Below are 23,966 nucleotides of genomic sequence, written 5' to 3'. Positions count from 1 at the left end.
TTATCCTTTTTGGATATTATATCAAAGCTATCTTTAAAAAATAAAACTTAAATTTAATATTTTTTTGTTACTCTTTTAAACAAGGTTTAATAATGAAACAAGTGATGATTTTAAGCGGGGCAGGCTTGTCTGCTCCAAGTGGTATAAAGACTTTTAGAGCTAGTGGTGGGCTTTGGGAAGAGCATGATGTGATGGAAGTTTGCTCAGCAACTGGCTTTAGAAAAAATCCTAAAAAAGTTTTGGAATTTTATAATAAAAGAAGAAAAGAGTTAGCTAGTGTTAAGCCAAATCACGCACATGAAATCATCGCTTTATTAAAACAAAAATTTCCAAAACAAATTAGCATTTTAACGCAAAATATAGATGATTTATTAGAGCGAGCAGGTTGTGAAGAAGTGGTGCATTTGCATGGTTTTTTACCTGAGCTTTGGTGTTTAGAGTGTGAAAATATTTTTAACATAGGCTATGAAAGTAGTGATGATAAAATTTGTCCTAAATGTCAAAGCAAAAGTATAAGACACAATATCGTGATGTTTGAAGAAATGGCGCCAAATTATAAAATTTTATATGAAAAATTACAAAATTGCGATTTATTTGTATGTATAGGCACAAGTGGGCAGGTTTTACCCGTGGGAGAGTATGCAAGAGTATGTAAGCAAAGTATATTAAACAATCTTGATGAGGATAAATATTTAGAAAGTAATTTTACTAAAGTTTATATAGAAGATGTTTGCACAGCCATTGATAAAATCAAAACCGATATAGAAAATTTCTTGGAAGCAAAATGTTAGAAGTAATCTTACAAGGCATAGTTTTAGGTATGGGTGTGTCTGTGCCTTTTGGACCTGTGAATATTTTGATCTTAAATACTGCTTTGTCTTCTTTTAAAAATGCTTTTTGCGTTGGGCTCGGTGCTTTAAGTGCTGATATATTTTTTTTGATTTTGATTAATCTTGGGCTTTTAAGCTTTGCAAATAATGAATTTTTTTATAAAATACTAGCGGTTTTTGGCTTTTTCTTTTTGAGTTTTATGGTATTCTTAATGCTAAGAAAAACAAGAAAAGTCGATCTTAACAAGGTAAATAAAACACATCCTTTAAAAGGTTTTAGCAAAGGATTTTTCTTAAATGTTACAAATCCTTATGTTATAGGCTTTTGGGTGAGTGTAGCGGGGCTTAGCATGCAGAGTAAAAACTCTTTTGCTTTGCTTTTTGGTTTGGTTGGTTTTATTGTGTTTTGGATTTTTACTCTATCGTTTTTTGTGTCTAAATTTAAAGCCCTTGTGAAAAACAAACATATATTTTACATTAATCTTTTTTCAGCATTTATTTTAGAGTATTTTGCTCTTTCTATGCTGTATAAAGCTTTTATAGGATAGAACATGCAAGTAGTTGAAATTTTTAAAGAATTGAGCAAATTTAAATCCATCACCCCAGATGATGATGGAGCATTAAATTATATTGCAGTGGAATTAAGTGATTTTGAAGCTTTTTTTATAGAAAAAGAAGGTGTGAAAAATCTTTTGCTGACTAAAAAATTTAGTGATGATGGCGAGCATTTAGCTTTTGGCGGGCATGTAGATGTAGTGCCTGCAGGAGAGGGTTGGAGCAGTGATCCTTTTGAGCCTTTAGAAAAAGATGGATTTATTTATGCAAGAGGCGCACAAGATATGAAAAGTGGCGTGGCTGCTTTTATGTGTGCAGTTAAGGAGGTAGAAAATTTCAAAGGAAGAATTTCACTGATTTTAACAAGCGATGAAGAAGGCGAGGCTAAATTTGGCACGCTTGAAGTGCTTAAATTTATGCAAGAAAAAGATATGCTACCTGATTTTGCTGTGGTTGCTGAGCCAACCTGTGATAAAAAATTTGGAGATAGTATTAAAATAGGGCGTCGTGGTTCTATCAATGTAAAATTACTCATCAAAGGTAAGCAAGGCCATGTGGCATACCCGCAAAAATGCATTAATCCTGTGCATAATTTTGCTTTTGCTTTGAAATTTTTAGCAGGTTTTGATCTTGATCCAGGCGATGAGGTATTTGCACCATCTAAAATCGTTATTACTGATATACGCGGTGGTATGGAAGTGTGTAATGTAACCCCAAATGATTTAAAATTGATGTTTAATGTAAGAAATTCTCCACAAACTAGCTTAGAAGATGTAAAAGCTTATGTAGAAAAGACTTGTGAAGGGCTTGATTATGAGTTGAGCATAAATCAAAGTTCAAAGCCTTTTTTAACACAAAGTGGCTCTAAAATCGTACAAAAGCTAAATGAGAGTGTACAAAAAATCACTCAAGTAGTGCCAGAACTTAACACCAAAGGTGGTACAAGTGATGCGAGATATTTTGCTGAGTTTGGCGTGAAGGTGGTAGAATTTGGCGTGTGCAATGATAGAATTCATGCAATTGATGAAAGAGTGAGTATAGAAGAGCTTGAAAAATTGTATTTAGTTTTTAAAGATTTATTAGAGAATTTTAACTAGGAAAAGCATGGATGCAATAGGAATTTAGAGTAGCCTCTCATTTAAGAGTACCTTGCAGCTACCGGCAAGTTAGCCCTCTAAACTTCTAAAATTATATCATTAATTTTTTAAAATGGAGTTAATAGGAAGTAAAATGTCTTTTGAGCTTGATGTAAGTAGCTATGAAAAAATAGAAAAGCTATTTATCGATTTTAAATTAAAATGTGATTTTAAATTTAGAATGATAAAAGGGATCAATGTTTTGCATTTTGGATATTTGTGGGGAGCTTGCAAAGAAGCACAAAAGATTTTAGAAAAAAATCAAAAATGCGAAGATTTGTTTGAGCTAATTATGAAAATTTATTCCAAAAGACGCAAAAATCATCAAGCAAATTTTTTACTTTTACAATGTTATGAAAATGCTCTAAGAAGTACTTTAGCAGTAAAAATAGCAAATTTGTATAATAAGTTAGATGATGATTGGTTTAAATCTAATGAAGAAGTTTTTAATCCTGCTTTGAAAAATCTTTTAAAAAAAGTTAAAAAGAGATGTCGAAAAATAGATGAATATAATAGCACTTGGCAAATTTTTGATGATTTTTGTCTGATTGATTTAGAAGAGATATTAATAGATCATTGGAGTGAATTTGCTTATATATTTAAAGATAAAAAAATATATAAAAATCAAGTCTTACCAAGTTTTGGCACCAAAGAACATCTTAAAACAAAACTAAGCCAAATAAGAAAAGCTAGAAATGAGACCTATCATAATAAACCTACAAAAATAAAATTTAAAAAAGATTTGGAAATTTTACTTTTGAGATTTGGTTATAATTTAGAAGATGCTATTGATATTGGAGAGATAAAAGAAGCTATTATTTTAAGATTTAATTATAATAATGCAAGCGAGTAAGTATTTTAAGTAAAATAAATAAAGGTTTTAAATGATTATCAATGGGCAAAAGCTTGAGTTAAAAGAGCTTAGATTTATGGATTATGTTAAAGAAAAGCAATTAAAAATAGAATTTATTGCCTTAGAATTAAACGGAGAAATTATCCCAAGGGATAAATTTGAAAATTTGATTTTAAAAGAAAATGATAAAGTAGAGATTGTTACTTTTGTAGGTGGTGGTTGATGAGAATTAAATTTAATGGTAGTATGATAGACACGCATTTTAAAAACACTTTGGAATTTTTTCAAAGTGTGAGTAAAAATGAAAATGATGTATGGATAGTCAATGGTTTTGCAACAAAAGAAAGTTTGGAGCTAAAAGAAAATGATGAGCTTTTTTGTATAGAAAAAAATACTTTACCACCATATGAAGCTCTTGATGCGATGATGAGGGCAAGACATACTCCAAAACTTCATGATAAGCTTAAAAAGGCAAGTGTGGCAGTGTGTGGACTTGGTGGACTTGGTTCGCATATAGCTATAAATTTAGCAAGAAGCGGGATTGGTAGGCTTCATTTGATTGATTTTGATGTGGTTGAGCCAAGTAATCTTAACCGTCAAGCTTATATGGTGGAAGATTTAGGTAAATTTAAGGCTGAAGCTTTAAAAGATCAAATCGCTAAAATTAATCCTTTTATAGAAGTATTTGCACAAGTTTTAAAAATAGAAAAAGAAAATATAGCCAAACTTTTTGCAGATGATGATATAGTTTGTGAAGCCTTTGATAGTGCAAAATACAAAGCCCTTTTAGCGCAAAATTTTCACCAATACTATCCTCAAAAAACATTAATTTGTGCTTCTGGCTTAGCAGGATATGGCGATAGCAACAGCATACAAACAAGAAAAATTGCAAAAAACTTTTATGTTTGTGGTGATTTAAAAAACGAGGCAAAGGTAGGCAATGGACTTATGGCACCGCGTGTAAATATTTGTGCAGGACATCAAGCAAATTTAGTTTTAGAACTTTTAGCGAGCGAGTAATGGAAAAATTAAAAATAGGAAAATATGAGTTTAATTCCAGGTTTATTTTAGGTTCTGGGAAATTTTCTTTTGAGCTTATAAAATCAGCCATTGAAGAAGCAAAAGTTGAGATTATCACCTTAGCTTTGCGTAGGGTAAATGATAAAGGTATAGAAAATATACTTGATTTTATTCCAAAGCATATTAAGCTTTTACCAAATACTTCAGGTGCAAGAAATGCTAATGAGGCATTGCGTATAGCAAGACTTGCAAGAGAGCTTGGTTGTGGAGATATGATTAAGGTCGAAGTAATTAGCGATAGTAAATATTTATTACCGGATAATTATGAAAGTATAAAAGCAGTAGAACTTTTAGCAAGTGAGGGTTTTACACCTTTAGTTTATATGTATCCTGATTTATATGCAGCGCGTGCTATGGCTAATGCGGGAGCTGCTGCTATAATGCCTCTTGGAGCTCCTATAGGAAGCAATAAAGGCTTAAAAACTAAAGAATTTATACAAATTTTACTTAATGAAATTAGCTTACCTATTATAGTAGATGCAGGTATAGGAAATCCAGCACAAGCTTGTGAAGCCATGCAAATGGGAGTAAGTGCAGTGATGGCAAATACCGCCATAGCTCAAGCTAAAGATGTAGCAAAAATGGCAAAGGCTTTTGCTTTGGCTATAGAGGCAGGACATAATGCGTATTTAGCAGGTATAGCAAATGAAAGCATGCCAAGTGCAAGCTCGCCTTTGAGTGGTTTTTTAAGAGATTAAAATGCAAAAATATCCTCATATGCAAAGTATTGAAAGTGAAATTTTAACCAAGGTTTTAAAAGAAGTTGAAATTTTTGATGAAAGTAAATTTAGCGCTTTTGATGTAAAACAAGCTTTAGTTAAAGATTATCTTAACATAGAAGATTTGAAAGCTTTGCTTTCAAGCGCAGCAGAAGATTTTATAGAAGATTTAGCACAAAAATCAAGCAAGATTACTCAAAAATATTTTGGAAATTCCATTTCGCTTTTTACACCTTTATATCTTTCTAATTTTTGCAATAGCAAATGCACTTATTGTGGGTTTCAAAAAGGAAATAACATTAAAAGAGCTAAGCTAAATGAGGCTGAAATTCACAAAGAAATGCAAGAGATTAAAAAAAGCGGCTTGGAAGAAATTTTACTCTTAACAGGTGAGGGCAGGGAATATGCTAGCGTAGAATATCTTGCCAAAGCTTGTGAGATAGCAAAAGAGTATTTTAAGGTTGTTGGAATTGAAGTTTATCCTATGAATGTAGATGAGTATACATTGCTTCATGAAAAGGGTTGTGAATATGTAAGTGTTTATCAAGAAACTTATAATCAAAAAACTTATTCTAAAATTCATATTGAAGGTGAAAAAAGTGTATTTGAGTATCGTTTTCATGCACAAGAGCGAGCGTTAAAAGCAGGTATGAGAGGGGTTGCTTTTGGAACTTTACTTGGCGTGGATGATTTTAGAAAAGATGCTTTTGCTACGGCTTTACATGCGTATTTTTTACAGCAAAAACACCCTCATGCTGAAATAGCTTTATCCATCCCTAGATTAAGACCTATTATCAATAATAAAAAAATTCATCCAAAAGATGTAAGCGAAACAAGGCTTTTGCAGGTTTTATGTGCTTATAGATTATTTTTACCTTTTGCAAGTATTACGATTTCTACGCGTGAAAGAGCAGGATTTAGAGACGGGGTTATTAAACTTGGAGCTACTAAAATGAGTGCAGGTGTAAGCGTGGGGGTAGGTGAGCACCAAGGTAATAAAAAAGGTGATGATCAGTTTCAAATTAGTGATATGCGTAGTGTTGATGAGGTTTTAGCTATGTTAAAAAATGCAAATTTGCAAGCTATAATGAGCGATAGTATTTATGTGGGATAAAAAAATCATTGCTATTAGCGATAGTCAAAATACCCAAGGAGATTTTTTAAATTTTATTGAAAAACTAAGTCAAAGTAGTATTGATGCTTTAGTGCTTAGAGAAAAACATTTGGATGAGTTAGAATATACTAAATTAGCCAAAGAAGTATTAAAAATTTTTAATAAAACTCAAAAAATTTGCTTTTTGCATTATCATTATGAAGCTTGTTTAAAATTAAATCATCAATTTTTTCATGCTCCCTTAATAATTTTACAAAATTACCCACAAAGTTATAAAAAATTTGAGCTTTTGGGTACTTCTGTCCATTCTAAAGAAGAATTAGATTTAGCTTATAAGTTTAAAGTAAATCATACTTTTTTCGGACATGTATTTGAAAGCTCATGTAAGGCTGATTTAACACCAAAGGGTATAAAAAATTTAAAAGATTTGTTAGAAGTTTCAAAAATACCCATTTATGCCATAGGTGGGATAAATATCCAAACTATAAATCACTTAAAAGATTTAAATTTAGCAGGCGTATGTATAAGAGAAGCTTTGTATAAAAGTAAAGATGTAAAAAACTATGTTTTAAAGTGTAAAGATCTTTTAGTCCAAAAGGACTAAAAGATTATAGCCAGAAAAAGTATGCAATTACTGCAAGTGCGATTGAGCAAAAGATATTTAATATAATCCCAACTTTTACCATTTCTTGTTGTTTAATATGTCCTGTACCAAAAACTATAGCATTTGGTGGTGTAGCAACTGGTAGCATGAAAGCACAAGAAGCACCAATAGCAATGATTAAAGCAAGTCCTAAAGCAGGAACACCTAAAGTATCTGCTATAGAGATAAATAAAGGCACAAGTAAGGCTGCTGAAGCAGTATTTGAAGTAAATTCAGTTAAAAATACTATAAAAAATGCCACAATTAAACCTATAATAAATAAATGTCCATTTTCTATAAATGAAATGATAGTATCAGCCATTACTTTACTAGCGCCAGAATCTCTTAATACTACACTTAGAGTGATGCCTCCACCAAAGAGCATTAATACACCCCAATCGGTATTTTTTTGTATATTTTTCCAATCAATTACTTTAAAAGCACATACTAAAACAGCAGCCAATAAAGCAATAATCGCATCAAGATTTGCTATTTTGTGTCCAAAAATACTTGTGATGATAGGACTGATATTACCACTAAAAATCCAAGATAGTGCAACGACTAAAAAGATTATTAAAGTGATGATTCTAGGTCTTGTAAGTTCTATATTTTCAGTATGTAAATCAACTTGTAGATTAAATTTAGGTTTAAACATAAAGTATAAAATTAAAATCATTGCAGGTAGGAAAATTAAAACAATAGGAATTCCGTATTTTAACCATTGTGCAAAAGTAATGTGTAATTGAGTGGCAACGATTGCATTTGGTGGAGTTCCTACTATGGTGCCTATACCACCTATACTCGCACTAAAAGCTATACCTAAAAGGATGAAAACATAAGTATTTCTATCTTTTTGCGGATCAAGTGAAGCTAACATACCTATAGCAAGCGGAAGCATCATAGCTGCTGTTGCGGTATTACTCATCCACATAGATAAAAACGCAGTGGTAATAAAAATATACAAACTAGAAAGGCCTAAATGCCCTTTTGCTAATGTTAAAATTTTATGTGCAATAAGTTTGTCTAATTTTTGATGATGCATAGCTGCGGCCAAAGCAAAACCACCAAAAAATAAAAAGATATTAGAATCAGCAAAACCTGTTAAAGCTTTAGCGGTGGGTAGTAATCCCAAAATAGCAGCTAAAACAGGTACTAAAATAGCTGTAATAGTAACATGCAAAGCCTCGCTAAGCCATAAAACGGCAATAAAAATTAACAAAGATAAACCTTGGTTTACTTTAGTTTCACCAAAAGGGGAAAAATAAAGCAAAGCGATAAATAACACTAAATCAGCAACGACTATAAGTGTTTTTGTATTTGAACTCATTTAACAACTCCTTTAAAATATTGCAGTTTTGTAACATATTCTAAATGAATTTTCTTTTAAATATCAATTTTTGTATAAAATTTTTTCAATAAAATTATTCTTGTGTGAAAAAAAGTAAGTTTTAGTAAAATTTATTTGTTTTTGGTATAATTTTTGCTAATTAAAAATCATAAAATAATAAAGATGATTCTAAGGAAAAAAAGATGTTAAAAAAAGTATTTGTATTTGTTTTAGCTTTATTTTTTAGTGCATGTGCTGTAAATTCTAAAAATCAAAGTGTTGCAAAAGTTAATGAGCTTATAAAAATTCAAGCACAATGTTATAATCCTTCTGATTCTAAAGCATATGAAGCAAAAATTAAAGGCCTTGTGTATATTAGTGATGTGGGGCTTAAGTATTGCGCAAATAAAAGAACAATTGATAAAAGTGCTTCCTTAAAAAAAGTTTATATTCATAGGGTATATGATTTAAATGAGAATTTAAAATATTCTTCTTCTAATGGAAATAATTATTATATTAATGAGAATTTTAACTACTATTTTTATGTGTTTTTAAAAGAAGAATTAGAAAATAGAGGTATAGTTGTAGTAGAAGATACACAAGATTCTCCTTATGTTTTAAGGGTAGATTTAAGTTTTAATGATTTTTATTCTAAATTTGATTCTAATTCTTTATTTTCAATTATTGCTAGTCAATTGACACTAAAAGATATTAATACCAATAAAACTATTAATATTAAAACCAAACAAGAAGTTAAAGGTTTTTATAATATCAAAGATCTACCTTTTTTCACTCAGCTTCTTATAAAACAAGTGGCTAATAAATCTGCAGATATTATCAGCTCTTTGTGAGGTGTTTTAATTGCCATGGATTTTCCTTTGCGAGTTTTTGTCCAGCTTGCAAGGAAGAGCTTTTAGAATATTCTTTAGGTATAAGAGAACTTGAGGGAAATTTTAAAGTTTATTATTTTTATCAATATGAGCAAATTAAGCATTTGATTTATTTTAAACACAAATTTCAAGGCTATTTTGTTTTAAATGCTTTGGCAAAATTGAGTTTTGCTAAATTTGAGGATTTTTTTCAACCATCTTGTAAAATTAATGCTATAGCTTTAGATGATAAAACATATAAAAATTACTCTCATACTGCTATTTTAACTAAATACTTAAATACTAAATTTATAAAACCTATGTATCACACCTTGCAAGCTAGTTCAGAATTTAAATATAGTGGTAAAAGTTTGAAATTTCGTAAAGATAATAAAAGATCTTATAAGCTTTTAAAGCGTCCAAAATATCCTGTAATTTTAGTAGATGATGTGATAACTACTGGATTAAGTTTATTAGAGGCAAAAGAGCTTTTAGAAAAAAATAATATTGAAGTACTTTTTGCTTTAGTTTTGGCTAATGCAAAATTTGATACAATATAGGCATTAATTTTAAGGATTTTTATGGAAAATATTTTTACTAAAGATTCAGATATTGAAAATATAGATATAGAAAGTTCTATAAAAAGTAGTTATTTAGATTATTCTATGAGTGTTATTATAGGCCGTGCCTTACCTGATGCTAGAGATGGGCTTAAACCTGTTCATAGAAGAATTTTATATGCTATGAATGATTTAGGTGTTGGAAGTCGTAGTGCATACAAAAAATCAGCGCGTATAGTGGGTGATGTAATCGGTAAATATCATCCACATGGTGATACAGCTGTATATGATGCTTTAGTAAGAATGGCGCAAGATTTTTCTATGCGTTATCCAAGCGTAGATGGACAAGGAAACTTCGGTTCTATTGATGGCGATGGTGCTGCTGCGATGCGTTATACTGAAGCTAGGATGACGATTTTAGCTGAAGAGCTTTTGCGTGATATAGAAAAAGATACGGTTGATTTTATACCAAATTATGATGATTCTATGAGTGAGCCCGATGTTTTACCTGCTAGGGTCCCAAATTTATTGCTTAATGGTTCAAGTGGTATTGCAGTAGGTATGGCTACTAATATTCCTCCGCATAGCTTAAATGAGCTTATTGATGGTTTGCTTTATTTAATTGATAATAAAAACGCAAGTTTAGAAGAAATAATGCAATTTATTAAAGGACCTGATTTTCCAACCGGCGGTATTATCTTTGGTAAAAAAGGTATTATAGAAGCATACCGCACAGGTCGTGGTAGGGTAAAAGTAAGAGCAAAGACCCATATAGAAAAAAGAGCTAATAAAGATATTATCGTTATAGATGAACTTCCTTATCAAACTAACAAAGCAAGATTAATAGAGCAAATCGCTGAACTTGTCAAAGAAAAACAAATCGAAGGTATTGCTGAAGTTAGAGATGAGAGTGATAGGGAAGGAATTCGCGTGGTAATTGAGCTAAAACGCGATGTTATGAGTGAGATTGTGTTAAATAATCTTTTTAAATCTACCACTATGGAAAGCACTTTTGGTGTGATTATGCTTGCTATACATAATAAAGAGCCAAAAGTTTTTTCTTTAATTGAGCTTTTAAATTTATTCTTAAATCATAGAAAAACTGTAATTATTAGAAGAACTATTTATGAGTTGCAAAAAGCTAGAGCTAGAGCACATATTTTAGAAGGTTTAAAAATTGCACTAGATAATATTGATGAAGTGATAGCTTTGATTAAAAACTCTCCTGATAACCCAACGGCTAAAAATTTATTAATGCAAAAATTTGGTCTAAGTGAGCTTCAATCTAATGCTATTTTAGATATGAAATTAGGCCGTTTAACAGGTCTTGAGAGAGAAAAAATTGATAACGAATTAAGGGAATTATTAGCAGAAATAGAGAGGCTTGATCAAATTTTAAAAAGCGAAACTTTGCTTGAAAATTTAATCAAAGATGAGTTAAAAGAAATCAGAACAAAATTTGATGTACCGAGAATTACTCAAATTGAAGATGACTATGATGATATTGATATAGAAGATTTAATACCAAATGAAAATATGGTAGTTACTATCACTCATCGTGGCTATATTAAGCGTGTTCCAAGTAAGCAATATGAAAAACAAAAACGCGGTGGTAAAGGTAAGGTCGCAGTTACAACTTATGATGATGATTTTATAGAAAGTTTCTTTACAGCAAATACACATGATACCTTGATGTTTGTTACTGATCGCGGACAGCTTTATTGGCTTAAGGTTTATAAAATTCCTGAAGGAAGTAGAACCGCTAAAGGCAAAGCCGTGGTTAATCTCATTAATCTACAAGCAGATGAAAAAATCATGGCAATTATTCCAACCACTGATTTTGATGAAAGTAAATCATTGTGTTTCTTTACTAAAAATGGTATCGTAAAACGCACAAATTTAAGTGAATATCAAAACATTAGAAGCGTGGGTGTAAAAGCGATTAATCTAGATGAAAATGATGAACTTGTTACTGCAATTATCGTAGCAAGGGATGAAAATGAAACTCAAGAACAAAATTATGAAGAAAATTTAGAAAATGAAATGCTTGAACCTAATGAAGAGCTTGATAATACTATCGTTGGTAAAATGCTTTTTGCGGTTACTAAAAAAGGTATGTGCATTAAATTCCCACTTGCTAAAGTTAGAGAGATTGGCCGTGTAAGTAGAGGGGTAACTGCGATTAAATTTAAAGAAAAAGATGATGAGGTTGTGGGTGCTGTTGTTATAGAAAATGACGCTCAAGAAATCTTAAGCGTAAGTGCAAAAGGTATAGGTAAGCGTACTGATGCTGGAGAATATAGACTTCAAAGTAGAGGTGGTAAGGGTGTTATTTGTATGAAACTTACTGCCAAAACAAAAGATTTAATCGGTATAGTCATAGTTGATGAAAGTATGGATTTAATGGCATTAACAAGCAGTGGTAAGATGATACGCGTTGATATGCAAAGCATTAGAAAAGCAGGTAGAAATACAAGTGGTGTAATTGTTGTTAATGTTGAAAATGATGAGGTTGTAAGCATTGCTAAGTGTCCTAAAGAAGAAGATGAGGAATTAGATGCTGAAACTAATATGGATTTAAATTTAGAATAGTAAAATTATTGGAATGCTTTTTGCTGTTTTAATAAAATCAAATAAATTGAAGGTGTAAAAAATGAAAAAAGTTATTTTTATGTTTTGTTTAGCTTTGGGTTTTAGTGCTTGTGCACTAGATCAAAGAGGTGTGAATCCAAATCAGACTCAAGCAGCAAATTCTGATGTTGTGGTTCAAAAAGTTGATAAAGATGATGTGCGTAACATCATTAGAGAAGAAAAAATGCTTGCAAATGATACAAGCACAGACAATGATCTAACTTTTACAGCGGTGGGTGAGGGTATTGCTCCTTTAAATACGGTTTCAGTTGGTCAAGCTTTGGCTTTAGCTAAAAGAGCGGCAATTACCGATGCTTATAGACAATTAGCAAGTAAGTTGTATGGTGTCAGAGTTAATGGTAAAGATACAGTAAAAGATGCAATGCTTAAAAGCTCAACTATTACAGCACAGGTAAATGGTTTGATTAAAAATGCAAGTGTTGTAGATCAAGACTTTAAAGATGGTCTTTATAGAGTAAATGTAGAACTTAAAATCGATGCTGACAAGTGGAAAGAATTGTTTGCTTATTAATCCTCATAATTTTTAATGCTACTGCCCAAGATGAATTTATATTTTGGGCAGAACTCTCTAATAAAAATTTTATCCTTTATCATCAAAATGAAACTATTTCTATGGCTATGACTAAAAGCAAAAAAAAGAATTTAGAATATGCTTGTGAGTTAGTTTATACACCAAGTGATTTAAAATCTTTAATACGCAATGATTTTGGTATGGTGGCTGAAGAAAAGATGACAAAGTTAGATAAATTTAACTTTTTAAATAATCATAAAAATGATTTAATTGATTGCTTTTTTAATTCAAAAATAGATGTAAAAGATTTTGTAAAAAGTGAACAAGCAAGCGCACAAAGTGAAACTTATGTGAGAATTTTGCCACTAAGATTTATAGTTGAATTTCATGATAATAGTGCCTTTGTATATTATCTTAAATAAATACAAAGCTTGCTTTTATAAAAATCAAGTTAAAATACTTAAAAAAATATTAAGAGTAAAAGATGTATAAAAGTATCCCTCGTTATTTATTATTTAAATATCTGCGTTTTGATAAAGATCAACCCTTTATTATGCTTTCAAAAATTTTAGCCTTTTTAGGTGTAAGTATAGGACTTTGTGTGCTTTTAGTTGCAATGGCTATTATGAATGGCTTTGATAAAGAATTTGAGAGAAAACTTTTTACTATGAATTACCCTATCACTATATTACCGCGTTTTGGGGCAAATGTAGATGATAAATTATTGCAAGAATTAAGAAGTAAATTTCCAAATTTATTATTTAGCCCTTATATTGCTACTCAGGTTATAGCAAGAAATGATTTAAAATTGGAAGGCGGTATGCTTTTTGGGGTTAATTTTGAAGATGAAAAAAAGATCAATGAGGTAGTAGCTCAAGCTTTAGAAGATAAAAAATTAGATAATTTTGATATTTTAATTGGTAAGGGTTTAAAAGATGAATTTGGACTTGATTATAATGAAAAAATTACCTTAATTTTTTCTAATCTTAATGCAAGTGGACTTTCGCTTATTCCAAAAGTTAAAAGATTTGATGTTATGGCTGATTTTTCTTCAGGTTTGTTAGCTTATGATAAAGCTTATATGTATACAGATGTAAAAGCTTTAGCTAAGATTTTGTCATATCCCCAAGGAAGTTATGATGGGGTACATGTATATTCAAATAAGCCTTTTGAGGATATTAAACAAATTGAAGCTTTCTTGGGTGCAAGATATGCTAGTATAGGTTGGTGGGAGCAAAATGGAAATTTCTTTGCAGCATTAGCTTTAGAAAAAAGAGCTTTGTTTATAGTATTGATGTTGATTATTTTGGTCGCAAGTTTAAATATAGTAAGTTCTTTATTAATGATAGTAATGAATCGTCGTAGCGAGATAGCTTTGTTGCTTTCTTTAGGAGCTAGTAAGTTAGAGATTAAAAAAACATTTTTTTCTTTAGGATTTTTGATAGGTGGAAGTGGTATCGTAGCAGGTGTGATACTTGCAGCTATTGCTTTGTGGGTACTTGGAAATTTTGACATTATTTCTTTACCAAGTGATGTTTATGGCATGAGTAAGCTACCTTTGGAGCTTTCTTTTGTTGATTTTTGTACTACGATTTTTGGTGCTATTATGATTGTAAGCTTGTCTTCTTATTATCCTGCTAAAAAAGCAACACAAGTAGATATTTTAGATACTTTAAGAAACGAATAAATTGAGAAATTTATTCGTTTAAGAATTTTTGAATTTCATTGAAAAAGCTTTCATAACTAATATCTTTAATGGTTTTAATAAATTTTCCATTCTCATCAATCAAATAAAATTCGCCACTATGTGCTATAGAATATCCCATAGCAGAATCTTTAAGATTGATTTTTTCATATACTACGCCATAATTTTTAGTAACTTTTTCTAATTCTTTTTCATCTTTAGCAACCAATGCAGTTGAATTTGGGTAAAAATACTTAACCCATTGGCTAGTTTGAGTTAAGTTGCTATCTCTTGCTGGATCTAGTGAGATAAATATCACATGAGCTTTTTCTTTATTTGGCATTTTTTCTAAAACATTAGCAATCAAGGCAAGCTCACTAGGACAGACATCAGGACAATATGTATAGCCAAAATATACAATTAGTTTTTTACCGATAAAATCTTTTAGACTAAGTATGCCTTTTTCAGAATTTAAGTGAAAATTGTATTTGTTGTTTTCAAAATACTGCACAGATATAAAAAATACTCCAAAAATTACCACAATTAATAAAAAAATATTTATTTTTTTCATATTTTACCTCTTTACATCAAAGTCAAAATAAAAACCTAGTGGAGTTTCATCATCAAAAAGCTCTATTCTAAAACGCATTATATCTAGAGTGCAAGAACTTAAAACTAATTTAGCATGATAAGTATTGTTTATTTTTTTAAATTGTGGAACAATATCTCCCATATACATATTAAGTCCATAAACCCTAGCATTAAGTTTTTTAAACTCACCTAAATTGGTAATATTTAAATCAAGCTCATTTAATGTAGTAATAGGCTTTGGATTTAAATTTACTAAGACTTTTTTATCCTTAAAATTGTATTCACATTCTTGAATGTTTAGATCACATGTTAGAGGTGTTAAAGTGGTAATTAATTCTCTCTTTTTTCCGGTATTTGATGAATTGGTGTAAAAATAAGCCCCGCATATAGCAAAGACTATAGCTAAGGCAAAGACAAGTAGATTTTTCATTATTTTTTAATGCTTCTTGACTCGATATCTTTTAGTTCAATTGTGCTATTATCATCAAAATAAAGAGTTAGATTGGCCTTTGTTTGCGGTGTGATATTTTCTTTGAGATTTAGTATCATAATGTGCATCCCACCAGGTTTAAGTTCAGTGCTTGAATTAGCTTTTATTGTGATTTGAGGAATTTGAACCATCATTTTTTTACCATCCTTCATAATATGATCATGAATTTCAGCTGTATCGCTTAATGAACTTTGAGCTTTTATGAGTTTAATATCTTTGTTTGAGTTGTTTTTAAGTTCTAAAAAAAATGCCGTTGTTTTAGAATTAGGTGGAGTTTGTCTTACATAAGGATCATTTATAGTAATTTGATTTGAAAAAGCAAAAGTGCTTAATATGGCTAAACTAAGTAATTTTTTCATTATTTTTCCTTTTTTTGTTTTTGGTTATTTGTAAACATTATACACGGAAAAAATTAAAAATATATTTATTGTAAAAATATTATAATTAGCTCTTTGTTGTTTTAATTTTTAATAGAAAGGTGAAAATTGTTTAAAATTATATTAGCATTGTTTAGTTTGGCTGTGTTTGCAAATGCAAATAATCTTGCAAAAATTTATCTAAACGAAGGTATTGATGCGGTTGAAAGGGTATTGGAGCAAGAGTTAAGTAAAAAAGATTTTTGGCTTGATGAGATAAAAGACAAAAATATTAGTTTAGGATATTATGAGGAAAATGTTGCAATAGTTTTAACAAATAAAAGTGATAAAATTATTAGAGTTTATCACTACAATGATGGAAAAGTAGAAAATAAATTTATCCAAAGGGATGTTTTAACAGGTTTAGCTGGAGATAAAGAAGTAGAAGGAGATTTAAAAACTCCAATAGGTTTTTACGAACTTGGAAAGAAATTTTATCCTGGTGATCCATATTATGGCCCATTTGCATTTGCAACAACTTACCCAAATGTTTTAGATAAAACTTTGGGTAAAACAGGTGGTGGTATTTGGATTCATGGCTATCCTTTAGATGGAACACGCTTGGATACTTATAAAACTAGAGGTTGTATTGCTGTGCATAATGATTTATTGGAAGATTTTAATAAATTAGTAGCTGATAGAAAATCTTATGCAATGACAGAAGAGAAAAATAAAGTAAGAGCAACTCATGATGAAATAGCGATTTTACTAGCTAATTTATTTGCCTGGAAAGATAGTTGGCAAAAAAGTGATATAAATAAGTATTTATCTTTTTATGATAAAAAAATTTTTAAACATAATAATAAATCTACTTATGAGCAATTTGCAAAAAATAAAGAAAGAATTTTTGCAAAGAGAGAAAAAAAGAGCATTAAATTTTCAGATCTTAGCATAAGTCCTTATCCAAATGATAAAAATGAGAAAATTTTTAGAATAGGATTTTATGAAGACTATCGTAGTACTAACTATAAATTCAAAGGAGAAAAAGTCCTTTATGTTAAGCTAGTTGAAGATAAAATGCAAATTTTAGCTGAACAATAATGGCATATATAAAAATTGATCGTTTGGCTTATGAGTATAATCTTGACTTAATAGCCTCTAAAGCAGGAGGTTATCAAAAAGTAATATGTGTTTTTAAAGATAATGCTTATGGACATGGAGCTAAGCTTTTAGCTCCTATAGCTAGAGCAAAAGGTATAAATTTTATAGCGGTAAAAAATGAAACTGAAGCAAAAGAGCTTGAAGATATTTTTGATAATATCTTAATTCTATCCCATCATCCACATGGCAATGAAAGTGAAAAATTTATTTATGCTTTAAATGATAAAAATGATATTAAAAAATTCAAGCAAAATATAAAAATTCATTTAGTTGTAGATACAAATATGCATAGAAATGGAATTATACCTGAAGAAATTCAAGAAGTGATACAAGAACTACAAAGTAATAATTTAATACTTCATGGAGTGATGATGCACTTTGCAGGAAGTGATGAAATAGATGCTAGTTATTTTGTGCAAAAACAAAAATTTAAACAAGCTAAAGAGCTAATATATACTTTGCTTTGTGATGAAGCTAAAAAGCTTATATTTCATTCACATAATTCTGAAGCATTATTTAGAGCAAGCGAGCTTGGGTACGATGAGTATTGTAGAGTAGGGCTTGTACAATTTGGCTATGCACATTTTAATAAAGACTTACGCAAAGTTTTAAGTTTATGGGCTGAAAAATTAAGCCAAAGAGTGTTGAAAAAAGGTCAAAGTGTTGGTTATGGTGGTGTATATAATGCAAAAGAAGATCTTGAAATAGCAACTTATGATTTAGGTTATGCAGATGGGCTTTTGCGTTATGATGGAAAACATGATTTTTTTCTTCCTAATGGTAAGAAATTGCTTGGAAAAATGTCTATGGATAGTTTTTCTTGTGAGAATGATGAAGATGAAATTTGCGTTTTAAATGACGCAAATATTATGGCTAGTTTTTTTAATACTATCAACTATGAAATTTTAGTCAAACTTTCTCCAAATTTGAAAAGAATTTTAGTTTAAGATAAAAAGTGTTAATATATCTAAAGAAAGGGCAAATATGGCATTTTTAAATTGGGCTATTTTAATTTTATTTTTATTTATAGTATTTTTATTGATAAATCGTTACGAGAGAAAAATAAAAATTTTATATAAAAATATTGAAATCTTGAAAAACGAGTGTAAAAAAAATAGTGAAAATATAGAAAAAAATAGAATTTTAATTGAAAAAAATAGATCAAATATCGAAGATATAAAAATTCAAGATTAATTTTTATCTTGAAGTATTTTTGCTATCAATTCTAATGGATGCAAAAAATGTGTAGAGGATTTTTCATGCTCTAATGCATTAGAAATTTGCATTCTACAAGCTGAACATTCTGCACTGATAATCTCCACATTGCTTTTTTGTATATTTTGAGCTTTTTTTATACCAACTTGCAAAGCTTTTTCATAGTGATCAGTTTGCATACTAACACCACCAAAACCACAGCATTCATTTGAGTTAATAAGTTCTTTGAAAGTATAGTTTTGTTTAAGCAAGGTTCTAGGTTCTTTAAAAACACCTTGCATTTTTCTTGCATGACAAGGATCGTGGTATGCAATTTTTGTCTTTAATTTTTTCTTTGTTTTTAAAAGCTCTTCTAGTTTAGTATATTCATAAAAATATTTTGTTGCAAGTAGTATTTTACTAGAAATATTTTTAGCTCTTATAGCCCATTCTTCATCTTTTTGCATGTGGAAAAAATGTTCATAGTCTATATTAATCATCGCAGAACAGGTTGCTTCGGGGATAATGATATAATCTAGAGTTTTTAATTTTTCTTCAAAATAAACGATATTTTTTTTAGCTAAAATTTCTACACTTTTAAAATCTCCAGTAAAATAATGAGGAGCACCGCAACAAGATTGATCTTTTAATAAATCTACATTGATTTTAAGATGTTTACAAATTTCAAGCAAAGCAAAGCCCGTATTTGTATAAGAGTAATTTGACAAGCAGCCTATAAAAAGTCCTATGGCTTTTTCACCTTGATTATTTATGAAATCAGGATTAGAAGCTAGAAAGCTTTTTTTAGCTAAAGAAGGAAGCAAACGATCTTTTTTAATTAAAGGTAGGTTAAATTTAGCTTTCATTCCCAAATTTTTATGTTGTAAACTAAAAGCACAGCTTTGGAAAACATAACCAAATCTTGCTAAAATATCTAGAATTTTTCTGCGTCTTAGAAAAAAGAAAGCAAGTTTTTTGTACCAAACAATGCCAAATTTTTGTGCTATATCGTAACGCACTTTTTCAATAGCGCTATCCACTCTTAAATGGCCTGGACAAGCTTCAACGCAATTTGTACATAAAAAACATGATTCAAATATTTTTTTAAGATTTTTATCAAGCTCTAGTTCTTGGTTTTCATAAGCACTGATTAAATCTAAAAAGCCACGAGGAGAAGTACTTTCATCGCGATTTATTTCATGTATGGTGCAAACTGGTATGCATTTTCCACATTTTACGCAAGCATTAGAAATTTCATTAACATTTAACATATTAAACCGTTTTAGAGAAAACTTTTTTATCTTCGCTAATGCGTTTTAAATATTTATCAAAACACATAGCAATATTACGGATTAAAAGTACTCCTGTTTCATTAACTTTGATATGAGTTTTATCAATGTTGATAAATTCATTAAGTTTTTGGAGTTCTTCTAAATCTTGCTTAAAATATTCAAAAAAATCAATCTTAAATTTACTTTCAATATTTTTTATATTAAGAGCAAAATTACTCATAAGTTCCATAATAACAGCTTTTCTTAGTTCATCATCATCATCAAGCATGATACCTTTTTCGCAAGGCAATCGACCTTCATCGATAGCCTTTTCGTAGCTTGGCATATCTTTGAAATTTTGCATATAGTGTCTTTTACCTTCGCCTATACTTGTTAGGCCAATCCCGATTAAATCAGTTCCGCCTTTTGTAGTATAGCCTTGAAAATTTCTATGCAAACTACCATTTTCTAAGGCTTTAAAAAGTTCATCTTGTGGCTTTGCAAAATGATCCATTCCTATCATTTTATAACCATTTTGAGTTAAAAATTTTTCACAATATTCTAAAATTTGAAGTTTTACATCAGGACTTGGTAGAGTGTTTTCGTCAAATTTTCTCATATTTTTTTTAAGCCAAGGCACATGTGCATAATTAAAAATAGCAAAGCGATCGGGATTAATCAGCAGTGCTTTTTCTAAAGTTTGCTTAAAACTTTCTAGACTTTGATAAGGAAGGCCATAAATTAAATCCATATTTACTGAATTTATCCCTTTTTTTCTTACCATATCTACTGCATTTTTGGTAAGTTCAAAAGGTTGAATTCTATGAATTTCCTTTTGAACCTTTTCGTTAAAATCTTGCACACCAAAACTAATACGGTTGAAGCCATTTTGAATTAAAACATCAGCTTGTTCTTCATTTAAGAATCTAGGATCAATTTCACAACTTACTTCACTATCTTGGGTAAAATTTGGAAAAATGCTTTTTATTTTAAAAATCAAACTTTGCAATTGTTTAGCAGAAAAAAAAGTAGGTGTACCACCACCAAAATGCATTTGAGCTACTTCTCTTTGTGTGTCAATGGTATTTGTTAAAAGATCAAGTTCTTTAAAAAGATAATTTAAATACCTTTCTTTACTTTCTTCTTTTGCGGTATATATTACATTACAACCGCAAAAATAACAAGCACTCCTGCAAAAAGGCAAATGAAAATATAAAGATAATTGTGCTGTTTGTTGTTTTAAAATTTTTATATAGTCTTCATATTTAAAATGGGTGTTAAATTCTACTGCAGTAGGATAAGAAGTGTATCTAGGTCCTGCTTTGGAGTATTTAACAAAATTTTTATAATCTCTCATTTTTTACCTTTTTGCATCATTTCTTTCATGTTTATAAATAAGTTAGGATGTTTTGTATGAATATTGCTGATTAATTGATCTAAATCAATATTAACTTCTTTTATACCTTTGGAAACTTGATGTTTAATCTCATCCATTGCGACTGTCCATACATCATTAAAGTCAATAGGAATTTGTTGATAGATAGCCTTTTCTAGTTTAAGTTCAAAATTATCCTTTTGTATCTTTTTGGCACTTTGTAAAAACTCAATCAGAGTTTTTACAGAAAACATAGTTTTAACTTCATCATTTTCATCTACTATAAACCATGGTTCGGGTGCTAAATTATGGCCATTTTTTAGACTTAACTTTTTTTCTTTATCGTTAATGTGGGTTAGATGAAATATAGTTTGATTGTGTTTTTCTATGCCCAAATGATTAGATAATTCATTGATTACATCTTGAGAACTTTTTTTGCTTAGACTATTCAATCTCACTCCTTATTTGTTAATAATTTTGCAATTTCTTTTGCATGATAAGTTATGATAAGCTTGGCTCCAGCTCTTTTAAAAGCAAGCATAGTTTCAAGTACTATTTTTTCATAGTCAATCACACCTGCTTTTTGACCTGCTTTTAACAAAGCATATTCCCCGCTTACATTATACACACAAAGTGGAAGTTTAGAATGATTTGCTATATCTTTTACTACATCTAAATACGCAAGTGCTGGTTTTACCATTAAGATGTCAGCGCCTTGTTTTTCATCTTCTAAGCTCTCACATAAGGCTTCTTTACCATTGGCAAAATCCATTTGATAGGTTTTTCTATCTCCATAACTTGGTGCAGAATCAGCCACATCTCTAAAAGGCCCATAATAGGCTGAAGCAAATTTAGTAGAATAAGCCATAATAGGTAAATTTTCAAAACCATTTTCATCTAAAGTTTTTCTTAAAGTTTCAATAATACCATCCATCATGCCGCTTGGTGCTATCATATCTGCACCGTTTTTAGCATGAATTAGAGCTTGTTTGGCTGAAATTTCTAAAGTTAAATCATTATCTACGCTTTTACTTTTTGGATCAATAATACCACAATGCCCATGATCAGTATACTCACAAAAACAAAGATCGGTAATTACTACCAAATCAGGAAATTTTGCTTTAATAGCTCTTAGACTTGTAGCAATCAAGCCATCATCGCTTAATGCATCACTTCCACAACTATCTTTTTTGGAACTTTCTAACACGCCAAATAAAATAATCGCTTTAATACCAAGATTAATTAACTCCTCACATTCTTTTAAAATTTCATCTAAGCTCATTTGAAACACACCTGGCATAGACGTGATTTCATTTTTAATATTAGCACCATTGATAACAAAAAGTGGATAGATTAAATCATCTAAATTTAAGGTATTTTCTTTTACTAAGCTTCTAATATTCTCATTAAGTCTTAATCTTCTAAAGCGTTTAAACATAAATTTCCTTTTTGTTTGTTAAAATTGTTTAAATTCTAGCATATTTTTTATAAAAAAGGTAAAGTAAAATAATGACTATTCAAATTTCTGAAATAGCAAAACTCCCTACTCGTTTTGGGGAATTTAATATACAAAGTTTTAAAGAAAATGATAAAGAACATCTTTGTATTTTTAAAGGAAAATTGGAAAAAGAAGTTAATATTAGAATCCATTCAGAATGTTTAACAGGGGATGTTTTGGGAAGTTTAAAATGTGATTGTGGAGAACAGCTTGATTTTTCTTTAAAATACATTCAAGAGCATGGTGGTATGGTGATTTATCTAAGGCAAGAAGGAAGAGGTATAGGACTTTTTAATAAAATTAATGCTTATGCTTTGCAAGATAAGGGTTTTAATACCATAGAAGCAAATCATCAATTAGGTTTTAAGGCAGATGAGCGTAGTTATGAAATAGTAGAATTTATACTTAAGCATTATAAGATTTCTAAAATTAACCTTTTAACTAATAATCCTGAAAAACTAAATTCATTAAAAGAAAAAATTAATTTAAGAGTGCCTATTTTAATAAAAGCAAATCGTTTTAATAAAGATTATTTAGAAATTAAATATACACAAATGGGACATCTAAATTGAAAAAATACGAAGAGCAATTAAATTTTTTAAAAGATTTTGCAAATAAAGATGATTTTTTTAAAAAAACCACGCTCTATAAAGAGTTGTTAGAAAAATTTAATGCTGTGCATAATTTAACTCATTTTGAAAATATAGATGAAAATATTATTGATAGTGTTAAAATTTTAGATTTTTATGATTTGAGTAATAAAAAAAAGATCATTGATATTGGAAGCGGGGCTGGTTTTCCTGCATTATTTTTAGCTTGTATTTTGCAAGATAATGAATTTTTTCTTTTTGAGCCTAGCGCTAAAAAGGCCTCATTTTTAAGGGTGGTTAAAACTGAACTTAATTTGATAAATGTAAATATCATAAAAGAAAAATTACAAAACTATCCACCTTTTAAAGTAGATTTAATTACTTCAAGAGCTTTAATGGATGTAAAACCTTTGGTAGAAATTTCAAATGGTTTTTATGATAAAAATACTTTATTTTTGCTTTATAAGGGAAGTGAAATTTATGATGAATTGCAAGAATTGAAAGATTATCAAATTTTTAATCAAGGCTTTAGGAATTATTGTCTTTTAAAGATAAAGGAAAAATTATGTTAATTTTTGGACATTCTTTGATAAATATGCAAAAATTTAGTCATTATGAAAATATTTTTATCAAAACAAATGTAAATTGTTTTAATTATAATGAACAAAATATAAAAAGTGCAAAAGAGGAAAAAATAGATTTTGCTATATATGCCAAGAATGAGGAAGAAATTTTACTTTCTAATGCACTAGGAGCAAAATATATTTTAATAGAAGATGAGAGATTAGCAAAAATTGCTTCAAAAATGGCTGAGTTTTATATGTTTGACTCTAAAATTTTATTTTTACTTGATGTTTTAGATAATAATTTAAAAAAAGCTTATGAGTTAAGCGTTGATGGAGTTTGT

29 protein-coding genes are annotated in these 23,966 nt (G+C 29.6%); 21 read left to right on the top strand and 8 right to left on the bottom strand.

What is annotated here, in order from left to right:
- Window positions 1-92: 92 nt before the first annotated feature.
- The 9 genes from L8W56_RS05415 (at window position 93) to L8W56_RS05375 (ending at window position 6,891) form a co-directional block, all read left to right on the top strand.
- On the top strand, window positions 93-791 hold the full coding sequence (locus tag L8W56_RS05415; RefSeq protein ID WP_263659648.1) for an SIR2 family NAD-dependent protein deacylase: 699 nt from the start codon (window positions 93-95) through the stop codon (window positions 789-791).
- Window positions 785-1,378, top strand: coding sequence for a LysE family translocator (locus tag L8W56_RS05410; protein ID WP_263659647.1), 594 nt, complete (start codon window positions 785-787; stop codon window positions 1,376-1,378). The genes L8W56_RS05415 and L8W56_RS05410 overlap by 7 nt, the downstream gene beginning before the upstream one ends.
- A 3-nt stretch (window positions 1,379-1,381) precedes the next feature.
- A complete protein-coding gene (gene dapE, locus L8W56_RS05405; RefSeq protein WP_263659646.1) occupies window positions 1,382-2,482 on the top strand; it encodes a succinyl-diaminopimelate desuccinylase in 1,101 nt (366 codons plus the stop codon).
- 133 nt (window positions 2,483-2,615) lie between these two features.
- Complete coding sequence (locus L8W56_RS05400; RefSeq protein ID WP_263659645.1) at window positions 2,616-3,374, top strand: CAAX protease; 759 nt, start codon at window positions 2,616-2,618, stop codon at window positions 3,372-3,374.
- 31 nt (window positions 3,375-3,405) lie between these two features.
- Complete coding sequence (thiS, locus tag L8W56_RS05395; protein ID WP_066006795.1) at window positions 3,406-3,597, top strand: sulfur carrier protein ThiS; 192 nt, start codon at window positions 3,406-3,408, stop codon at window positions 3,595-3,597.
- Complete coding sequence (gene thiF / locus L8W56_RS05390) at window positions 3,594-4,394, top strand: thiamine biosynthesis protein ThiF (protein ID WP_263659644.1); 801 nt, start codon at window positions 3,594-3,596, stop codon at window positions 4,392-4,394. Before thiS ends, thiF begins: the two co-directional genes overlap by 4 nt.
- Window positions 4,394-5,152, top strand: a complete 759-nt coding sequence (locus tag L8W56_RS05385) for a thiazole synthase (protein ID WP_263659643.1) — start codon at window positions 4,394-4,396, stop codon at window positions 5,150-5,152. The genes thiF and L8W56_RS05385 overlap by 1 nt, the downstream gene beginning before the upstream one ends.
- Window position 5,153: 1 nt before the next feature.
- The gene (gene thiH, locus L8W56_RS05380; RefSeq protein ID WP_263659642.1) at window positions 5,154-6,287 is read left to right on the top strand and encodes a 2-iminoacetate synthase ThiH; all 1,134 of its coding nucleotides are present in this window, start codon (window positions 5,154-5,156) and stop codon (window positions 6,285-6,287) included.
- Window positions 6,277-6,891, top strand: coding sequence for a thiamine phosphate synthase (locus tag L8W56_RS05375; protein ID WP_263659641.1), 615 nt, complete (start codon window positions 6,277-6,279; stop codon window positions 6,889-6,891). Before thiH ends, L8W56_RS05375 begins: the two co-directional genes overlap by 11 nt.
- Before the next feature lie 4 nt (window positions 6,892-6,895).
- On the opposite strand, the gene L8W56_RS05370 is transcribed toward L8W56_RS05375, so the two are convergent.
- The gene (locus L8W56_RS05370) at window positions 6,896-8,257 is read right to left on the bottom strand and encodes a DASS family sodium-coupled anion symporter (RefSeq protein WP_133319807.1); all 1,362 of its coding nucleotides are present in this window, start codon (window positions 8,255-8,257) and stop codon (window positions 6,896-6,898) included.
- Window positions 8,258-8,460: 203 nt separating this feature from the next.
- Between L8W56_RS05370 and mapA the strand changes: the two genes are divergently transcribed.
- The 6 genes from mapA to L8W56_RS05340 all read left to right on the top strand — a co-directional run bounded on the left by mapA (window position 8,461) and on the right by L8W56_RS05340 (window position 14,536).
- Window positions 8,461-9,108: an outer membrane lipoprotein MapA gene (mapA, locus tag L8W56_RS05365; RefSeq protein ID WP_258107956.1), complete on the top strand. Its 648-nt coding sequence runs from the start codon at window positions 8,461-8,463 to the stop codon at window positions 9,106-9,108.
- Entirely contained in the window at window positions 9,105-9,686 is a 582-nt protein-coding gene (locus tag L8W56_RS05360) for a ComF family protein (protein ID WP_133319809.1), read from the top strand. The genes mapA and L8W56_RS05360 overlap by 4 nt, the downstream gene beginning before the upstream one ends.
- 21 nt (window positions 9,687-9,707) lie before the next feature.
- A complete protein-coding gene (gyrA, locus tag L8W56_RS05355; protein WP_263659640.1) occupies window positions 9,708-12,278 on the top strand; it encodes a DNA gyrase subunit A in 2,571 nt (856 codons plus the stop codon).
- 61 nt (window positions 12,279-12,339) lie between these two features.
- Entirely contained in the window at window positions 12,340-12,849 is a 510-nt protein-coding gene (locus tag L8W56_RS05350) for an LPP20 family lipoprotein (protein ID WP_133319811.1), read from the top strand.
- Entirely contained in the window at window positions 12,825-13,271 is a 447-nt protein-coding gene (locus tag L8W56_RS05345; RefSeq protein ID WP_263659639.1) for a hypothetical protein, read from the top strand. Before L8W56_RS05350 ends, L8W56_RS05345 begins: the two co-directional genes overlap by 25 nt.
- Before the next feature lie 62 nt (window positions 13,272-13,333).
- A complete protein-coding gene (locus tag L8W56_RS05340; RefSeq protein WP_263659638.1) occupies window positions 13,334-14,536 on the top strand; it encodes an ABC transporter permease in 1,203 nt (400 codons plus the stop codon).
- Window positions 14,537-14,546: 10 nt separating this feature from the next.
- Here the strand turns inward: L8W56_RS05340 and L8W56_RS05335 are convergent, their stop codons facing one another.
- The 3 genes from L8W56_RS05335 to L8W56_RS05325 are packed head-to-tail and all read right to left on the bottom strand — an operon-like array spanning window position 14,547 to window position 15,973.
- Window positions 14,547-15,104: an SCO family protein gene (locus tag L8W56_RS05335; protein ID WP_263659637.1), complete on the bottom strand. Its 558-nt coding sequence runs from the start codon at window positions 15,102-15,104 to the stop codon at window positions 14,547-14,549.
- Window positions 15,105-15,107: 3 nt separating this feature from the next.
- On the bottom strand, window positions 15,108-15,554 hold the full coding sequence (locus L8W56_RS05330; RefSeq protein ID WP_133319815.1) for a hypothetical protein: 447 nt from the start codon (window positions 15,552-15,554) through the stop codon (window positions 15,108-15,110).
- Window positions 15,554-15,973: a copper chaperone PCu(A)C gene (locus L8W56_RS05325; RefSeq protein ID WP_263659636.1), complete on the bottom strand. Its 420-nt coding sequence runs from the start codon at window positions 15,971-15,973 to the stop codon at window positions 15,554-15,556. The genes L8W56_RS05330 and L8W56_RS05325 overlap by 1 nt, the downstream gene beginning before the upstream one ends.
- Window positions 15,974-16,099: 126 nt before the next feature.
- On the opposite strand from L8W56_RS05325, the gene L8W56_RS05320 reads away from it, so the two are divergent.
- Genes L8W56_RS05320 through L8W56_RS05310 form a run of 3 tightly spaced genes read left to right on the top strand, consistent with a single transcriptional unit; the run spans window position 16,100 to window position 18,325 of the window.
- Window positions 16,100-17,071 carry a L,D-transpeptidase family protein gene (locus L8W56_RS05320; protein ID WP_220567290.1) on the top strand — a complete coding sequence of 324 codons (972 nt, stop codon included), beginning with the start codon at window positions 16,100-16,102 and terminating at the stop codon, window positions 17,069-17,071.
- A complete protein-coding gene (locus L8W56_RS05315; protein ID WP_263659635.1) occupies window positions 17,071-18,078 on the top strand; it encodes an alanine racemase in 1,008 nt (335 codons plus the stop codon). The genes L8W56_RS05320 and L8W56_RS05315 overlap by 1 nt, the downstream gene beginning before the upstream one ends.
- A 37-nt stretch (window positions 18,079-18,115) precedes the next feature.
- Complete coding sequence (locus L8W56_RS05310; protein WP_133319819.1) at window positions 18,116-18,325, top strand: hypothetical protein; 210 nt, start codon at window positions 18,116-18,118, stop codon at window positions 18,323-18,325.
- Here L8W56_RS05310 and L8W56_RS05305 read toward each other — a convergent pair.
- From L8W56_RS05305 to hemB, 4 genes are read right to left on the bottom strand one after another with little or no spacing between them, the layout of a single operon-like run.
- Window positions 18,322-19,596, bottom strand: coding sequence for a (Fe-S)-binding protein (locus L8W56_RS05305; RefSeq protein ID WP_263659634.1), 1,275 nt, complete (start codon window positions 19,594-19,596; stop codon window positions 18,322-18,324). The two genes, L8W56_RS05310 and L8W56_RS05305, sit on opposite strands and share 4 nt — an antisense overlap.
- Before the next feature lies 1 nt (window position 19,597).
- The gene (gene hemN, locus L8W56_RS05300; RefSeq protein ID WP_263659633.1) at window positions 19,598-20,953 is read right to left on the bottom strand and encodes an oxygen-independent coproporphyrinogen III oxidase; all 1,356 of its coding nucleotides are present in this window, start codon (window positions 20,951-20,953) and stop codon (window positions 19,598-19,600) included.
- The gene (locus tag L8W56_RS05295; RefSeq protein ID WP_220567285.1) at window positions 20,950-21,423 is read right to left on the bottom strand and encodes a DUF2603 domain-containing protein; all 474 of its coding nucleotides are present in this window, start codon (window positions 21,421-21,423) and stop codon (window positions 20,950-20,952) included. Before L8W56_RS05295 ends, hemN begins: the two co-directional genes overlap by 4 nt.
- Window positions 21,424-21,425: 2 nt before the next feature.
- Complete coding sequence (gene hemB / locus L8W56_RS05290; protein ID WP_133319823.1) at window positions 21,426-22,409, bottom strand: porphobilinogen synthase; 984 nt, start codon at window positions 22,407-22,409, stop codon at window positions 21,426-21,428.
- A gap of 71 nt (window positions 22,410-22,480) precedes the next feature.
- On the opposite strand from hemB, the gene ribA reads away from it, so the two are divergent.
- The 3 genes from ribA to L8W56_RS05275 all read left to right on the top strand — a co-directional run.
- The gene (gene ribA / locus L8W56_RS05285) at window positions 22,481-23,041 is read left to right on the top strand and encodes a GTP cyclohydrolase II (protein WP_220567283.1); all 561 of its coding nucleotides are present in this window, start codon (window positions 22,481-22,483) and stop codon (window positions 23,039-23,041) included.
- Complete coding sequence (gene rsmG / locus L8W56_RS05280; protein ID WP_263659632.1) at window positions 23,038-23,631, top strand: 16S rRNA (guanine(527)-N(7))-methyltransferase RsmG; 594 nt, start codon at window positions 23,038-23,040, stop codon at window positions 23,629-23,631. The genes ribA and rsmG overlap by 4 nt, the downstream gene beginning before the upstream one ends.
- Window positions 23,625-23,966 (top strand): hypothetical protein (locus tag L8W56_RS05275; RefSeq protein WP_263659631.1); only part of this gene is annotated, 342 nt, incomplete at its 3' end. The genes rsmG and L8W56_RS05275, both read left to right, overlap by 7 nt.

The organism is Campylobacter sp. IFREMER_LSEM_CL1085, from assembly GCF_025772235.1.
Lineage (GTDB): Bacteria > Campylobacterota > Campylobacteria > Campylobacterales > Campylobacteraceae > Campylobacter_D > Campylobacter_D lari_D.
Note: the sequence above shows the minus strand (reverse complement) of the source record. Positions and strands in the feature narration are given on the sequence as shown.

What these genes read in the sequence shown, in the direction of transcription:
- L8W56_RS05415 (WP_263659648.1), top strand. Translation starts at nt 93, where the DNA reads ATGAAACAAGTGATGATTTTAAGCGGGGCAGGCTTGTCTGCTCCAAGT.
- L8W56_RS05410 (WP_263659647.1), top strand. Translation starts at nt 785, where the DNA reads ATGTTAGAAGTAATCTTACAAGGCATAGTTTTAGGTATGGGTGTGTCT.
- dapE (WP_263659646.1), top strand. Translation starts at nt 1,382, where the DNA reads ATGCAAGTAGTTGAAATTTTTAAAGAATTGAGCAAATTTAAATCCATC.
- L8W56_RS05400 (WP_263659645.1), top strand. Translation starts at nt 2,616, where the DNA reads ATGTCTTTTGAGCTTGATGTAAGTAGCTATGAAAAAATAGAAAAGCTA.
- thiS (WP_066006795.1), top strand. Translation starts at nt 3,406, where the DNA reads ATGATTATCAATGGGCAAAAGCTTGAGTTAAAAGAGCTTAGATTTATG.
- L8W56_RS05385 (WP_263659643.1), top strand. Translation starts at nt 4,394, where the DNA reads ATGGAAAAATTAAAAATAGGAAAATATGAGTTTAATTCCAGGTTTATT.
- thiH (WP_263659642.1), top strand. Translation starts at nt 5,154, where the DNA reads ATGCAAAAATATCCTCATATGCAAAGTATTGAAAGTGAAATTTTAACC.
- L8W56_RS05375 (WP_263659641.1), top strand. Translation starts at nt 6,277, where the DNA reads ATGTGGGATAAAAAAATCATTGCTATTAGCGATAGTCAAAATACCCAA.
- L8W56_RS05370 (WP_133319807.1), bottom strand. Translation starts at nt 8,257, where the DNA reads ATGAGTTCAAATACAAAAACACTTATAGTCGTTGCTGATTTAGTGTTA.
- mapA (WP_258107956.1), top strand. Translation starts at nt 8,461, where the DNA reads ATGTTAAAAAAAGTATTTGTATTTGTTTTAGCTTTATTTTTTAGTGCA.
- gyrA (WP_263659640.1), top strand. Translation starts at nt 9,708, where the DNA reads ATGGAAAATATTTTTACTAAAGATTCAGATATTGAAAATATAGATATA.
- L8W56_RS05350 (WP_133319811.1), top strand. Translation starts at nt 12,340, where the DNA reads ATGAAAAAAGTTATTTTTATGTTTTGTTTAGCTTTGGGTTTTAGTGCT.
- L8W56_RS05340 (WP_263659638.1), top strand. Translation starts at nt 13,334, where the DNA reads ATGTATAAAAGTATCCCTCGTTATTTATTATTTAAATATCTGCGTTTT.
- L8W56_RS05335 (WP_263659637.1), bottom strand. Translation starts at nt 15,104, where the DNA reads ATGAAAAAAATAAATATTTTTTTATTAATTGTGGTAATTTTTGGAGTA.
- L8W56_RS05330 (WP_133319815.1), bottom strand. Translation starts at nt 15,554, where the DNA reads ATGAAAAATCTACTTGTCTTTGCCTTAGCTATAGTCTTTGCTATATGC.
- L8W56_RS05325 (WP_263659636.1), bottom strand. Translation starts at nt 15,973, where the DNA reads ATGAAAAAATTACTTAGTTTAGCCATATTAAGCACTTTTGCTTTTTCA.
- L8W56_RS05315 (WP_263659635.1), top strand. Translation starts at nt 17,071, where the DNA reads ATGGCATATATAAAAATTGATCGTTTGGCTTATGAGTATAATCTTGAC.
- L8W56_RS05310 (WP_133319819.1), top strand. Translation starts at nt 18,116, where the DNA reads ATGGCATTTTTAAATTGGGCTATTTTAATTTTATTTTTATTTATAGTA.
- L8W56_RS05305 (WP_263659634.1), bottom strand. Translation starts at nt 19,596, where the DNA reads ATGTTAAATGTTAATGAAATTTCTAATGCTTGCGTAAAATGTGGAAAA.
- hemN (WP_263659633.1), bottom strand. Translation starts at nt 20,953, where the DNA reads ATGAGAGATTATAAAAATTTTGTTAAATACTCCAAAGCAGGACCTAGA.
- hemB (WP_133319823.1), bottom strand. Translation starts at nt 22,409, where the DNA reads ATGTTTAAACGCTTTAGAAGATTAAGACTTAATGAGAATATTAGAAGC.
- ribA (WP_220567283.1), top strand. Translation starts at nt 22,481, where the DNA reads ATGACTATTCAAATTTCTGAAATAGCAAAACTCCCTACTCGTTTTGGG.